This is a genomic window from Duncaniella dubosii, from assembly GCF_004803915.1.
Lineage (GTDB): Bacteria > Bacteroidota > Bacteroidia > Bacteroidales > Muribaculaceae > Duncaniella > Duncaniella dubosii.
Window position 1 is genome coordinate 1,580,207 of sequence record NZ_CP039396.1, and the last position, 15,047, is coordinate 1,595,253.

Consider the following 15,047-nt stretch of genomic DNA (forward strand, 5'->3'; position numbering starts at 1 on the left):
GTGGCGGGGTCGGAATAAACAGATTCCGCATACGAAATAATCGATATATAAACAATCCATACCCTGATATGTATCGAAAATATCTGAGTATGGATTGTTATTATATTTGTTGTGGTTCTATCGATTAATCAGCGATTGGCCAGACTGTGATGCCATATGAGTTATTGGAGCCTGTACACGATCCAAAATTTCGGCCTCCGCTAAGGACTCCTGTCCAACTTCCGAAGTTGGATGCACGGTTGTCAAGATAGAATATCAATGTCTGTTTGCTGCTATTGAGGTTCGAGGAACATAGATAGGTGATCATACTATATGCAGCCCATGTCGTTCCTTTGAGTTCAGACGGTATTTTATTAATGTCTGGTACATTCATGTCCCTCATACCCGTGGCATATAGCTTGACTTCATCTCCGGTGCCATCGGAATTGCTATGAAAAGTCCAGCATCTGGAATTGCTGTCCCATGTTATTTTATTATTTTCATAGCAACAATCATTCATATAATTGCCGCTGTTAGGTCTTACAAAACCTGAAAAAGCGTTTGCAGGAGCGATATGATAGCCTGCCGGAGAGGGGTCATATATTGTTTTGGTGACAGGCTGGGAGTTCTTTTCATTAGAACTCCCCGCACTCCCTCCAAAAGATGATGTAGAATTCCAAGCGTTATACATGTTTCCATCGGAATCGAGGTATGTTGTCCCTGACGGATTATGCCAGTGCTGACGGTAGTCTCCTGTACCTAAGACAAAATGGTGTGGATATCGAATGGCTTCTCCGAGGCTCATTCCGTTATCGCGTTCTGAGCGTGAGAATTTAAAGTCGGTATTATAGTCAAACACCCTTTTGTTAAGCATCGTGAATTCGCCTGTCATGCCATTTCTATAATATAAATGGTCCGGCTTGTCATATACACCGGCGACCATAGGGTCTTTTCGTCCCCATTGGTAATAAGTGTTGTCGCCGGCCAGCGATGCGATAATCCCATGTTGTGTACGGCTGATTTCTTTGCTTATAGTCCCGCATTTAAGAGCTGAGAGGTCAAACTCGAATTTTATCTTCATTTTGCGTTCGGCAGCGGCGGCATGACTGTCGCAATAGCCAAGGGTGCTTTGGGGGAATATATACGTTTTTTTATCAGCCCCGATGGTGGTTATGCGGTTTGAAGTCCAGTCATAGTCGGTCACCCATATATGCCAGCTCCAAACAATATCTCCTTTTTCATTTCGAAGTGCGATAACCGCATTTCCCTGAGCGATAGAATGCTTGCTTAGACGGAAACTAATATAGTCTCCGTTCTTGTCAAGTTCCACTTGATCGATTAGTCCCGGAGAATCAGACCATAGGACGAAGGCATCTTTCAGCGGGCCTGCCTGCTGTTTTATGTATGGGGTTGTGATTTCGTTGTTAGCATGGTCCGCATAGAATTTCATGCCGTGTTCGGCGTTGGGAGCCGAGCGGTTTATAGTATAGGCACTCTTGTTTGCTGTCCCGTTTTTCATGGAGTTGCCATAGACGGTCGAGAACTTATAGCAGCCGGGCCGGTGGATCATGTAGCAGTTGGCTGATTCTTGCTCCGAAAGGTCTTTCATTTCCGTATTGAATTTTCTGTCAGGAAATTTTGCCGCCTGTAGTTCTGTAAACAAAGGCTGTGCCGGAAGAATCAGCGACCCTGTATTAACGCGTGGCTGCAACACTTTTTTATCGGCAACAGTGATATCGTCGGATTCCCACAGGGCTTCCTGCCATGACTTGCCGTCGTCGGTCGATGCAAGAATCCTTATAGGGGCATCCACTTCTTTGGTTTCAGCTCCTTCCTGTGTCACTCTAACGTAGGATGTGAGTTTAAGATTGCGTATGATACCCGAGAAGGGGACAATCGAATCAAACTTAAACTCTGTGTTGTCGGCGATGTTTTGTGCAAATTCTACAATCGGAGTTACGACAACTCCTGTCGAGGAAACAGAATATGTGTAAAGTTTTCCGGCTTCCCATGACTTGTCTTTGCCTCCGAGCTTGGCTGTGAGCGTGCGTTTGGTATTTGTCAGTTTGTCAGTGAATTCAAGGGTGAGTTTTGCCGAGCTTGTGAGCTCTTGCGGTATCATGAAGAAAGTCAGCCCGTCGTTTTTCCCTTCGCTGTCCTTGCCTCCGGCTATGTTAAGTCCGGGTGATGAATTCAGCTTATTGTCGTCAGTGTCATAAAGCCTTAATGCTATGTCTGCGGAATATGAGGCGGCCGGCTCGCCGGAAACACTCCAGCTGCCGTTCGAGAGCGTGAGTCTGCCACTTCCGTGGATGCCTGAAATGGTTGCTTTTGTGATATCGCCCGCAAGCATTGCATCGCCGGTGCGAATCGTTATCGCGGCCAAGGCATGGCCGAACTTAAGTCCGACAGTCGGAGTCCCGCTTCCTGCAAGGTCGGTAGAGGCGGTAAGCAGGTCGGTCTGGGACGCGACATCGCCATTTACTGTGAAATCAATGGCAGGGTGTGTGCCTGATGCGGTATGGACTATTCCGTTATCGGTGGTCGCATAGGGTGCGTATGCCATGAAACGTATCCGTCCTGAACCGGGCCACGATAGTTTGTCGGATGCAGTCCATTGGTCGCCGGTGGCACTTACGGATGTATTACAGGCAAAGTTTGCTGTGAAGTCTGAAAGGTCGGCGGCCTCTGTAGTGCTGTTGTAGCAGATGGCTGAGAGGCCGAATGTCTTGGGAAAGGTTTCGGCGGTGACTGTTGTGCCTCGTGACATCCGGAGGCTCTTATCCGGCTTGTCGTTGAGTGTTTCGGATTCCGAGATAAGATACATTTGTGTCCCAAACCCGCCGTCGTCAATTTTTTTGATGGAAATGTCGGAATCTGTATTTCTTGACACAACAGTGCCTTTCACCCATGACGATTCAAATTCGACTTCAAAGGTGGGATAGGGCGCAGCATTATTATTGTCTGACATTATCCGGTCCTCACATGACGATAGCACAGCCATAAATGCCACAGTCTGTAAGGATATTTTTATGAAATGTGGTTTGAAAGGAAAATGTATCATTATTGTCATTAAAATAAAAAAGAAACGTGACATGCAGTCAAAAAGGCGACATGTCACGTTTCAATAAACATTGATTAGTTCATGTCTATATTACCATCGGTCCAGCCGTCGGTTGAGCCTCCGGCATCAACCCAATCGGAAACAGTTACAGTAAATCTGATGGGGTTATCAAGCACGGGGTCGCCTGCGTATTTTCCTTGCGCCGGAATCTTGATATATTTATACTCGCCATTTCCGTCGGGTTTTTCGTCCAGACTTCCGGTAGGAGGATAGATGCCCGCACCGCTTGTCGCACCACAGAAAGAGAGATTATAAATATAGCGTTTCCCGGCTTCCCATTTAGTATCGATTGGAACGCAGGTATATCCATATTCATATTCATCAAATTTAGTAGTGTAAGGGAAAAGCTGATGAATGTGTCGGTTATTTTCGGTATCTGATTTTATGGCATCATCACCGCCTCCTACATGTTCAGCTCCGGGATGGATGGCTTCAACACGGCAAAGGAATAATATGTATGCGCCTTCAGTGGCGTTGGTCGGATTTGATTTTCCTTCCCATGCCTTGAGTTGCTGTGGAATTAGCAATAAATTGGTCTTGTTTTCGGCATCCAATAGGGCTGTAGAAGTGTGGTCAAGTTGACGAGGTGTGGTGAATTCGATGCCGTATTGTGCTTTTTTTGAAGAGTTGGTAGACCAGATTAGATCACTTCCATCTGTTGTTGATAAGTTTTCTTTACCTGACGGATTGACAACCCAGACACCTTTGATTTTGATGTTCTTTGTCTCGTCGCCTTTCGTTCCCTCAGAGGCATTTATGATGATTTGAGACAAGGCATGACGAAATTCTAAGGATACAGAAGTTCCTTTTGACAGCTGTGCTGTAGTTTGGGCAACTATTAAATCCAGTTGTTTTGTCGGGACGGTATCGGGGCTATAATCATCAATTCTCAGCTTTTTTCCGCTGCCATCTTGGCCTATACCTTTGATGGTTGCCGGTGCTACAGCCCAGAAATTAAGAGTATTCACATCTGATGGCCAGAATATTGAATTGCTGAATGTGAAATATTCTTTACCATTTACTTTGGTAGCAGTTTGACCATCGATAAAAGGTGCGCTGTCCGTAATGTCAGAGAAAGCCCATACTTTAAAAGATTCAAGGTTCGACTTATCGAGGTTCATTGCACGGCTGATGCTGGTGTTGAAGGTGATTTCCGAACCATTGTTGACCAGCTCTACACTGTCCTCGGAACACGCAGAGGTCAACAAAAGCACTGCCACCCCGAGAAAAGATAATTTAGTGTTCATTTTGTGATGTGGTTTTAAACAGTTATACAATTATATTTATTTTGATGATTATGAATCAGCTCATGTCGACATCCAAATATACGTCCTCGGTCCAGTCGCTGACAGACGGAAACATGCCACCGCTTTCGTTCTGTTCAGGCAGTTTGATACCGTCGATTATGATTGTGATTCTCCGTTGGTCGGGTGCATCATGAATCTGCGACGTAACATTGAAGTTATAGTAGTGTTTGTCGGATGTGTATAGTGTAAATATATGTTGCTGTTCGGATGTCGGGCAATGGCCAAACAGAGTGACAGATCCTTCGATTGTCGAAGGTGCGGTCATAGACAACGCTATAGGGACGGTCACGTTTCTGCCGGTATGGTTTTTCATGGCAGGGCTGAAATTTTCAGACATTGTGGAGATTGCTCCGCTTATACCAAGCGAGGGTGTCAGATTGGTTACCCCTGTAAGTATTATTTTATACGTGACAGTCGATTCGACAGGAGTGAACTTGATGGCTTGTCCTTGGCTCATGGTGACTGATATGTTTTCCATCATGTCTGCCCATATCATATCTGGTGACGCTTTTACTGGTTCGTCTTTCACGGCGTCGAAGCGTGGAGGCTCGGGCAGGGGATTGCGGCTCATGGGTGCAAGGATATTTTCAACATCGGTCGTGAGCACGAAGTCATCGAATGTAGCGCCGCTTTCAACGATTGATTCGGTGCATCCGTTGAATACTGCTGCATTATATCCACCTGCGGGAACGCGGATGGCAGAGCCGTTCACGTCGGAAAATTCATAGCGCAATGGCTTTTCTCCGTCTATGGGAAAAAGATACAGCACCATCGTTTTTGGTGTGGCATCCGGCTGGGCGCTCCAATCGAATTTCACTTTAAGGTCGGTCCAGTGTGTGTGGTCGAAACATAGTTCACGGTGGTCGCACGATGTCTGCATGAGACCGAGGTATAGGATAAAGCTGACAGCCGCCTGACGCGATAGAAATTTCATTTGCGGTCTCCTCTCGTACTTTTTGTGTTGATATTTCCGTCACCTATAAGCCACGACAGACCTATTTCCGCTTTTGTCGGGCCGAACCAGCTCCGGTTGTGTGTTGATTGCCAGACATCGTGGGTGTCGACAAGATGTTGCTTCATGTATTTGCCCCACATGTAGCCTATGCCTATCGAGAAGTCGAGATTAAGCCTTGAGGAAATCGGGAGGCTATAGCCGTAGGAGATGCCGGCTGCATAATTGAATTTGTCGCCCATTATGCCGGTATGTGACCGCCCGGCCTGAATGTCATAGGTCAGGATTGAGGCATATGCACCGATGCGGTGGCCTGAAAACGGGTTCTCACTGCGGCCGTGTCCGAGCTGGATGCGGACTTCTATGTCACCTCCGTAAATTCTCCAGTATTTGCGTTTGTCACGGTTGCTCCACCATGCGTACATCCAGTCGGCCCAGAGTGTGTATCTGTTGTTGAGGCATATGCCGATACCGATATTCGGTATGAGTGCGGCATCATAAAGCAGATTTGTGCCGGCAATTATATGTAACGGCCCTCGGGTGGAATTTGATGATGATATAGTGGGAGGTGGCGTGTTTTCAGGTTTATTGTCTGTCTGTAAGTTCGGGCTGCTGTCGTCGCTTATTGTCGGTGGCCCGTCTGTGTGCGATATGTCATTCTTGTTTTTGTCAGGATCGCCGTCATTCACTGAGGCATTGTCATCTGAAATTTTCGATGGGAAGAATGATGCGCGGAATTCGGCATATCTGAGTTGTGGCCACGAAGATTCGGATGCCGGATTATGGATGACAGTCTTTATGCCGGTATTGGCGGGTAGTCTGAAATAGTCACATAAGGCCGAAGCTCTTTTTTTAGCAAGAGATATATTATATGTGTGATTTCCTTCGGGAGAGGCAGAGCCTATGACCTCTATGCTTAGTTCCCGCAAAGTATCGGCCTCGGATAGGAAGCGGGCTATGTTGTCGATGCTGAAACTGTTGTTAACTAAATTGCGCTCAATAGTGGATGAAGCGGTGGAAAAATGTATTTTTTCAGAGAATACCCTTTCTGAATTAGAAGACGATGATTTTGCCCCCCCCATTAAGTTGCTGGTTATTAGCAACATAACAAGAGAGAGGACTCCACGACAATTGGAAAGAATCGGAATATAATTATATAATTTGCACGAGTTTTTCATTGAAGTGTGCTAAATTATGGCTAAATCATATTATTAGATACACAAAGAATACATGGTATGGTATTGTCGCAAAATTAAATCTTTTTTCATAAATAGCCAAATATTTTCCCATTTTTTGGTTAAAAACAGGAAAATATGTGGCTATGGTACAAATTTTTATATGGCTTATGCTGCTGTCTGAACGTCAGTAGCATATCTTGGCGCGTAGTCTGACGATAATCGGGGAGACGGATTGTCTCTAACCTTTGAAATAGAGGTCGAGAATGTCGCGTGCGGCGGTGAATGACGACTGCTGGTTGTTGAGTACACTGATTTCCTTTTCTGCAAGCATGCGCTCTATTTCCGGATTGTGATAGAAATGGGCGCGGAGCTGTTCGTCGATTGTCTCATACATCCAGTAGCGGGCCTGTTCACTGCGTTTTCGCTCGAAATAGCCGTTGGCATCGACAAATTCGAAGTAGCGGTCGATCATATCCCATACTTCCGGGATGCCAAGCTCGAAGTAGCCCGAATAAGTCAGCACTTCGGGTCGCCATCCTGATGCGGTAGGCGGAAAGAGATGCAGGGCGCTGCGGAACTGGGCCTGTGCGAGCTGCGCTCGCTGGATGTTGTCGCCGTCGGCCTTGTTGATGACTATGCCGTCGGCCATTTCCATGATGCCGCGTTTGATTCCCTGAAGTTCATCGCCTGTGCCTGCAAGCTGAATCAGCAGGAAGAAATCGACCATTGAATGCACGGCGGTCTCGCTTTGCCCGACACCTACGGTCTCGACAAATATGTTGTTGAAGCCCGCAGCTTCGCATAGGACTATGGTCTCGCGTGTTTTCCGGGCCACACCTCCGAGTGATCCTGCCGACGGACTGGGGCGGATGAAGGCATCGGGGTGTACCGAAAGTTTCTCCATTCGGGTCTTGTCGCCGAGGATGCTGCCTTTGGTGCGCTCGCTCGAAGGGTCGATTGCAAGTACGGCGAGTTTGCCACCGCGTTTGAGCACATGGAGTCCGAACACATCGATCGACGTGCTTTTGCCTGCTCCGGGTACGCCGGTGATGCCTATGCGGCGGGAATTGCCTGAATGGGGAAGGCATTTTTCAATGACTTCCTGTGCGATTGCCTGATGTTCGGGTGACAGGCTCTCGACGAGTGTGACCGCACGGGCGAGTGTGGTGATGTCGCCTTTAAGGATTCCTTCAACGAGTTCTCCGGCATTGGGGAGCACACGTCTGCGGCGCGGACGCAGATATGGATTGACCACAGGGGGCTGGTTGACACCTTTGTTGACGGTGAGTCCGCCGAACTGCTCATCGTTTTCTATATGTTCCATGGGGGAGTATTAAGGTAGTGATGGGTTATTTGATTTCAGCCACGACACGAATCATCGTTGACGGATGGTCGGGGTCGTTGGCCACAATGTTTATGCGGGCATTCAGCAGATTGCTGTCGCCGAGAAGTGAGGGGGTCACTGTCACGCTGACTTTCTCGCTTTTGCCCGGTTTGATTTCTTTGTTCTTTAATTTGATGCCGACGGCATTTTCCGGACAGCTGATTTTGCGTATGATAAGAGGCTTTTTCCCCTTGTTGGTGATTGTGAACGTCTGTGTCACTGGTGAGGAGTTGCGTGATATGCGTTCAAAGTCGAGTGCTGTGACATTTGCGTCGAGTACGGGCGCGTTTTTACGTTCTTCAGCCGACATTCCCGAAAAATCTTCGTTGACAATCGCTACTGTCTCTATGGTTATCTTTTCGCCAGACGTTGCTCCGGGGCTTACAGTCATTGAGTCAGTCACAACGCCCCAGTCGTTTATTTCATCGGCGTTTATTATCGTTGAGATTACGAAACGGTCGCCGGGAGGGACGACGGTCGGTTCGACCATTACCTTTATATATCCGGGAACGTCGGTGACTGATGGCCGCATGCTGTCGGCCGAAGCATTATAGCCTTCGAGGAACTGCCCGCCTGTATGGCCTTTTAGCACCTCGCCATAGGCAATGATTTTAGACCTGAGTTTCATCGGGCCGACTGATACCGGGAAACGGGATTTCAGCGTGTTTGACGAACCGATCACTGTCCCGTGGATTGAGAGCGAAGTACGTTTGGGCTTGGCGTCGAGGTCGACGTTGACATATTTATAAAATCTGCCCGGACGTCCTTTCGGATCAAAGCCGACACGTATCACGGCTGTGTCGCCGGGTGCGATTGGCTCGCGGGAATATTCGGGACGGGTGCATCCGCAGTTGGCACGGGCGTTGATGATGGCTATAGGCTCATTGCCGGTATTGACAAGACGGAAGTCGCAATACACTGTTCCAAGTCCTTCGTCGAATGCGCCGAAATCATGTTTCTGTTCCAGCCATACGCCTTGTCCCTCGGCAGATGCGCCAATGGCACAGCAACCGGCAGCTAAAAGCGATAGGAATGCAGGCAGTTTCATAAATTATAGTTAAAACGTTTTTTGAATGGTTCGGCTTATGCCATCAGGGCACAATCACACCGTTGAATGTCAATGTTTTCCGGCCTGACTCGGCATTGGTCTTTACCTTCACGGAACGGTTGAACTCGCCGGAGCGGCCTTTGGGCTGGAATGTAATCTTGATTTCACCCTTTTTGCCGGGAGCTATCGGAGCTTTCGGAAAATCAGGTTTGGTGCATCCGCATCCGCCGTTGGTGACGGTGATGATCGTCAGCGGCTCGTCGCCGGTATTGGTGAAAGTGTAGACGGCTGAAACCTTTCCGCCATTCTCCTTGATAGTCCCGAAGTCATGAGCGGTCGTGTCGAAAGTAATCTGGGCTTTACCCTTGGCGGCTGCGCTCAGAGTGGCGAGAGCCAGCAGCATTATGGTCAGTATTTTTTTCATAATCGGAATGAAATGAGAGTGTTGTTGCCTTTTGGCGTGATGGATTGTGTCCATTTGCGAGATACAGTGCAAAAATAACGAAAATCATGGATATAACCCAAATTATAAACATTTTCAGTGGTATCAATGTTTAGATAACGAAGACTACAAACCTAAGCATTCACTTCTTTCAACTTGATTATGAGACGAAAAAATTTAACGGCTTTGTTTATCACGCTAATAATATCCGTGGTATTACCTGTAGCTTTAAGCAGTTGCGGGTCTGTACGCACGCATTGGGGTATAGAGGGGGACTATGAACTTCCGTTTGGCGATGATGACTATTATCGTCCGAAACACAAGAAGCATAAGAAACATAAAAAGCATCGTCATCATGACGATGACGCTATCATATATCACCACGACGATGAAGTGGTAGTGCCGGTCTGAGCAATCAATAGCAAATAATACGGTTGTGTCCGTTTTGACTGTTGCTTGAAAATACCTATATTTGCAGCAGGTCATCAATTTTAATAAACCAATCAACCATGAAGAAATTCCTACTATTATCATTGGTGGGTGTTGCTGCCATATCCGAGGTGCATGCCCAAAAAATTGACTTCGATAATCAGGCAAGGGACACCTACACGGCTACCGGCTACTCTCAATGGGTAGTCCCGAAAAGCAAATCAGAGACGAAGCTGTTTGAACCATGCGCTGATGACAATTGGTCGCCACTGACAATCAACTTGAGCGTAGGTGATATTACAGACATAACACTGCGTGCTAACTGGGACAAGGGTTGTGTCACATCAAGCTCGAATCTCATCGGTGATTGTGTGGCTGTCTATGGTCTTGAATCCGATGGAAATACCCCACAGCTCACTGACCGTAGTGTTACAATGATATTTACTATTAGCGGTCTTGCTGCCGGACCTCACTCTCTGCTTGCATATCATAACGTAACAGACGGAAACATTGTCAATCCGGCCAAAATATCAGTGAAGGTCAACGGTGAGACTATGTTGACTGGTGTCGAGCAATCATCGCGGGCGCAGATTCCTTCGGCTGCAGGTTTGTCCTATGTATCGTTCAATGCTGTTGAGGGCGAAAGTGTAGTGATTGAATACTCTTCAGAAGTCTCGCCGGGCGAAACATACGGAACTACAGGCGTTTTTGTCAATGCTCTGGTGTTTGATGAGCCTAATCCACGCTATACAGCTCTTGACCCATGTCCGGCAGACGAGGATATCCATGTTGATGGAGATGCTGGAAGTGTTTGCTTGTCATGGGTGATGCCGGAATCGTCGAAAAGTAACCACCTTTATGTTGGAACATCTAAAGACAATATGACTCTGGTTTCGTCCGGAATGGCCACGACATACTTACTTAACGGGGTCTATTCGATGAATACTTATTATTGGCGTGTCGACGAAGAGGATGCGCAGGGTAATATCTACAAAGGTCAGACATGGACATTCCGTCCTCGTCAGCTTGCATTCCCCGGCGCTGAAGGCTATGGACGTTATGCTACCGGCGGTCGTGGAGGTGCAGTATATCACGTGACTTCTCTCGAAGATTATGCCGAAGGCGAAAGTCCTATACCGGGTACGCTTCGCTATGGAATCAAGGAAGTGGCCGGGCCGCGCACAATTGTTTTTGACATAGCCGGTATTATCACTCTAAAAAGCCGTCTTACATGCTCTGATTCGTTTGTAACCATCGCCGGCCAGACCGCACCGGGAAAGGGCATAATGCTCCGTGGCGCACCACTTGGGGTCGGAAGCGAAAGCATCACCCGCTTCATCAGGATGCGACGAGGGTATGCCGCGACCGAAGAGGATCAGAACAAGGGGCTTGACGGACTTGGTATGGCCGGAGACAATTTCAGCATCATGGATCATTGTTCCGTAAGCTGGACTATTGATGAGGCATTTAGCTCTCGTAACTGCAAAAATGTCACTCTTCAGCGGACTCTTCTGTCAGAGGCTCTTAATGTTGCTGATCATCCAAATTACGGCACCGGAACCCGTCATGGCTATGCTGCAACAATCGGTGGTGACACTGGCTCATATCACCATAACCTCATGGCTCACAATGAGGGCCGTAACTGGAGTCTTTCGGGTGGTCTTGATGCAGGAGGTTCATACGCCGGACACCATGATATTTTCAATAATGTATGCTACAACTGGGGCGGCCGCGCCACCGACGGAGGTACTCACGAGTGTAATTTCGTCAACAACTACTACAAGATGGGGCCGGCTACTACTCAGCGGACGCTTCTAAAAGCTGAACTTGAGGGTACGGGCAAAGGTACTCAGGCATATTACGTCAGCGGTAACATCCGTGAGAACCTCAACGGCTCAAAGACAAAGGATACGCTTAACGATACCTACCGATACACTACGTCGAACGGTCAGGTTGTCGACTGGACTGTTTTTGTTAACAAACCATTCTTTGAATCATTTGCTGAAATCGAATCTGCCGAACTGGCCTACAAAATCGTGCTTTCTGATGTGGGCGCTAATATGCCGGTTATTGATAATCATGATATAAGAATAATCAACGAGACACTGACCGGAACTACGAGCACTGTTGGTTCGAAAAGTGGCAAACCCGGTCTCATTGACCGAGAGAGCGATGCCGGGGGCTATGAGGAATTTCCTGAGGAGAGCCGCAGTGCTGACTTCGATTCTGACGGTGATGGTATGCCGGATTGGTGGGAGAACGCCGCTGGCTATAATCCTTATGTCGCCGACAACAATAACGATGATGACCGAGACGGCTACACCGCACTCGAAGAGTATCTCAACTGGATTGCCGAGCCAAATATCTCAGTATCTGCAGACGAGATATTTACGCTCGATCTTAAGACTCTGTTCGCCGGTTTCCAAGACAAGGATGTGAAATACACTGTCAGTGCTCCAGCAGGATTAAGTGCAACCATAGAAGACGATCTGCTGGAAGTAGCCTCTACGGCTGACGCGAATTCACTCAGCTCCATACAGGTTACTGCCGACAATGACGACGGTATCGGTTCGATGACTCGTACCATAAACCTTTACGTGCAGGGCGGCAAGAGCTCTATTTTCGATATTTCAGCTGATATCGCAGACGATTCTCTGACTGTCTATTCGGTCTATAATCTCAGTGGCATGTTTGTTGGTAACAGCAAAGACCTTGAAGGTCTCGCACCTGGTATCTACATTATCAAAGCAATAAACGGACTCGCTGTCAAAGTGACAAAAGTCATCAAGAAATAGCTTACAGCAAATTCAGAAGATATTTTTAATAGTCTTTTATCCCAATGACAGTCATGGCATCGTCCCAAGAAAGAGACGATGCCATGACTGTCATTGGGATAAATCTAAGTCGGTGATTACATTTTACTTATGATCCATTGTGGCGGCGTCGAGGCCGGCTACGGCGATTAGGTTGATGATGTCACGGACCTCTGCGTCGATGTTGATGAAGTGGATTGGCTTTTTCAGACCCATCTGGATCGGGCCGATTGACTCACCTACACCCATCTCCAGCATTATGCGGTAGACTGCGTTGGCTGCGCTCAGATTGGGGAATACGATGGTGTTGACATCCTTTCCGTAGAGACGTGTGAAGGGGTATACCTTGTCACGCACCGGTTTGTTGAGCGCGTAGTTGACCTGCATCTCTCCGTCGACCACCATATCTGGATAATCGCGGTGGAGACGGTCGACGACATTGTGTACCATCGAAGGTTCTGCTTCCTCGTTAGAGCCGAAATTCGAATACGACACGAGTGCCATGACAGGGTCATGTGCGAAGAATTTCACGGCGTCGTTGGCAAGACGTGCGATGTCAAGGAGAGTGCTTTCGTCGGCTGCGCCATTGACCATTGTGTCAGCGAGGAAGTATGTGCCCTTTGTGGTTTCAAGCACATGCATCGATGCGAAATGGTTGAATCCGTCGCGGAGTCCGATGACTTCACGGGCAATGTCGGCGGCGGCGTTGTTGGCCGACCGTGTTCCGGCGATAAAGGCATCGGCATCGCCTGTCTCAACCATCATCATGCCGAAATAGTTGCGGTCAAACATCTTGTCGAGCGCACTTTCAAAATTTTCGCCCTTGCGCTGACGTTTAGTGGTGAGCATGGCTGCATAGCGTTCGCGGCGCGGGGCTTCGCGGTCATGGCGCAGGTTGACAATCTCAATGCCCTCGATGTTGAGTCCGAGACGGTGGGCACGCTTCTCGATCATCTCCTCGTTGCCGAGCAGGATGGGAACGCAGAGACCGTCGGCTGCCGCGATGGCTGCCGCACGGAGCATGTTGTCGGTATTTGCTTCGCCGAATACCACTCGTTTGGGGTTGGTGCGTGCGGCTTCGTTGATACGGCGGGTGAACTTGCGGTCATTGCCTTTAAGCTGACGGAGCTTTTCGTCATAGGCATCCCAGTCTGTGATGGGGCGGCGTGCGACACCGCTGTCCATAGCGCCTTTTGCAACGGCAGGAGAGACAGATGTCAGCAATCGCGGGTCAAAAGGTGTCGGGATTATGTAGTCTCGTCCAAATTTAATGTCCGAGCGGTTATAGGCTGCGCTTACAACAGGGGGGACAGGCTTCTTGGCAAGGGCTGCGATAGCGCGCACGGCATAAATCTTCATGGTCTCGTTGATTTCCGATGCGCCGCAGTCGAGAGCTCCACGGAAAATATAGGGGAAACCGAGCACGTTGTTGATCTGGTTGGGATAGTCGGAGCGTCCGGTTCCCATGATGAGGTCGGGACGGGCGGCCACGGCTGTCTCGTATGCGATTTCCGGATCTGGATTGGCCAGTGCGAATACGATAGGCTTTTCAGCCATGCTCTTGACCATTTCGGCTGTAACGACGTCTTTGACCGAAAGTCCGAGGAACACGTCGGCATCTTTCATAGCTTCGGCAAGCGTGGTGATAGGACGTGAGGTCGCAAACTGGGCTTTCTGAGGGTTGAGGTCTGTGCGGCTGGTCGAGATTACGCCCTTGCTGTCACACATGACGACATTTTCTTTCTTCACGCCAAGGGCGCAGTAAAGTTTCGTGCATGAAACGGCGGCTGCACCGGCTCCGTTGACCACGAGACGGACATCCTCGATTTTCTTGCCCTGAATTTCTATGGCGTTGAGCAATGCTGCGGCCGAGATGATTGCAGTGCCGTGCTGGTCGTCGTGCATCACGGGGATATTCATTTCAGCCTTGAGACGCTCTTCGATTTTGAAACATTCGGGAGCTTTGATATCTTCAAGATTTATGCCTCCGAATGTTGGGCCGAGAGCCTTGACAATTTCGATGAATTTGTCGGGGTCTGCCTCGTCGACTTCAATGTCGAAGCAGTCGAGTCCGGCAAATATCTTGAACAGAAGTCCCTTGCCTTCCATGACCGGCTTTCCGGCAAGAGCGCCGATATTGCCGAGACCGAGGACTGCAGTTCCGTTGGAAATCACGGCTACAAGATTGCCTTTGTCAGTGTATTTATATACGTCGTCGGGATTATCCTTAATCTCAAGACAAGGATAGGCTACTCCCGGGGAATAGGCCAGTGCGAGATCCGCCTGGGTGGCGTAGGGTTTGGTCGGGATTACTTCGATTTTACCGGGGCGCGGGTAACGGTGATAGTCAAGCGCCATTTCTTTTGTAACTTTTGCCATATCTTTTGTTGC

Annotated in this window: 10 protein-coding genes; 2 read left to right on the forward strand and 8 right to left on the reverse strand. The window is 48.5% G+C overall.

Translation table 11 applies throughout. The annotated features are described in order from the left end of the window. Positions 1-124: 124 nt before the first annotated feature. The 7 genes from E7747_RS06870 to E7747_RS06900 form a co-directional block, all read right to left on the reverse strand. Positions 125-2,950 carry a fimbrillin family protein gene (locus tag E7747_RS06870; protein WP_228449279.1) on the reverse strand — a complete coding sequence of 942 codons (2,826 nt, stop codon included), beginning with the start codon at positions 2,948-2,950 and terminating at the stop codon, positions 125-127. Between the two features lie 167 nt (positions 2,951-3,117). Then, entirely contained in the window at positions 3,118-4,350 is a 1,233-nt protein-coding gene (locus E7747_RS06875) for a fimbrillin family protein (RefSeq protein WP_136414949.1), read from the reverse strand. 55 nt (positions 4,351-4,405) lie between these two features. After that, complete coding sequence (locus E7747_RS06880) at positions 4,406-5,344, reverse strand: DUF5119 domain-containing protein (protein ID WP_136414951.1); 939 nt, start codon at positions 5,342-5,344, stop codon at positions 4,406-4,408. Next, positions 5,341-6,444, reverse strand: a complete 1,104-nt coding sequence (locus E7747_RS06885) for a DUF3575 domain-containing protein (protein WP_228449280.1) — start codon at positions 6,442-6,444, stop codon at positions 5,341-5,343. The genes E7747_RS06880 and E7747_RS06885 overlap by 4 nt, the downstream gene beginning before the upstream one ends. A 334-nt stretch (positions 6,445-6,778) precedes the next feature. Next, the gene (meaB, locus tag E7747_RS06890) at positions 6,779-7,864 is read right to left on the reverse strand and encodes a methylmalonyl Co-A mutase-associated GTPase MeaB (RefSeq protein ID WP_136414953.1); all 1,086 of its coding nucleotides are present in this window, start codon (positions 7,862-7,864) and stop codon (positions 6,779-6,781) included. A gap of 25 nt (positions 7,865-7,889) precedes the next feature. Continuing rightward, positions 7,890-8,972 carry a DUF1573 domain-containing protein gene (locus E7747_RS06895; protein WP_136414955.1) on the reverse strand — a complete coding sequence of 361 codons (1,083 nt, stop codon included), beginning with the start codon at positions 8,970-8,972 and terminating at the stop codon, positions 7,890-7,892. Positions 8,973-9,015: 43 nt separating this feature from the next. Beyond that, on the reverse strand, positions 9,016-9,396 hold the full coding sequence (locus E7747_RS06900) for a DUF1573 domain-containing protein (protein WP_136414957.1): 381 nt from the start codon (positions 9,394-9,396) through the stop codon (positions 9,016-9,018). Positions 9,397-9,624: 228 nt separating this feature from the next. Here E7747_RS06900 and E7747_RS06905 point away from each other — a divergent pair, with 228 nt between their 5' ends. Next, the gene (locus E7747_RS06905) at positions 9,625-9,825 is read left to right on the forward strand and encodes a hypothetical protein (protein ID WP_136414959.1); all 201 of its coding nucleotides are present in this window, start codon (positions 9,625-9,627) and stop codon (positions 9,823-9,825) included. 98 nt (positions 9,826-9,923) lie between these two features. Beyond that, complete coding sequence (locus tag E7747_RS06910) at positions 9,924-12,638, forward strand: T9SS type A sorting domain-containing protein (RefSeq protein ID WP_175578479.1); 2,715 nt, start codon at positions 9,924-9,926, stop codon at positions 12,636-12,638. A 123-nt stretch (positions 12,639-12,761) separates the two neighbouring features. Here E7747_RS06910 and E7747_RS06915 read toward each other — a convergent pair whose 3' ends face one another. Continuing rightward, on the reverse strand, positions 12,762-15,035 hold the full coding sequence (locus E7747_RS06915) for an NADP-dependent malic enzyme (RefSeq protein ID WP_136414961.1): 2,274 nt from the start codon (positions 15,033-15,035) through the stop codon (positions 12,762-12,764). Positions 15,036-15,047: the final 12 nt, after the last annotated feature.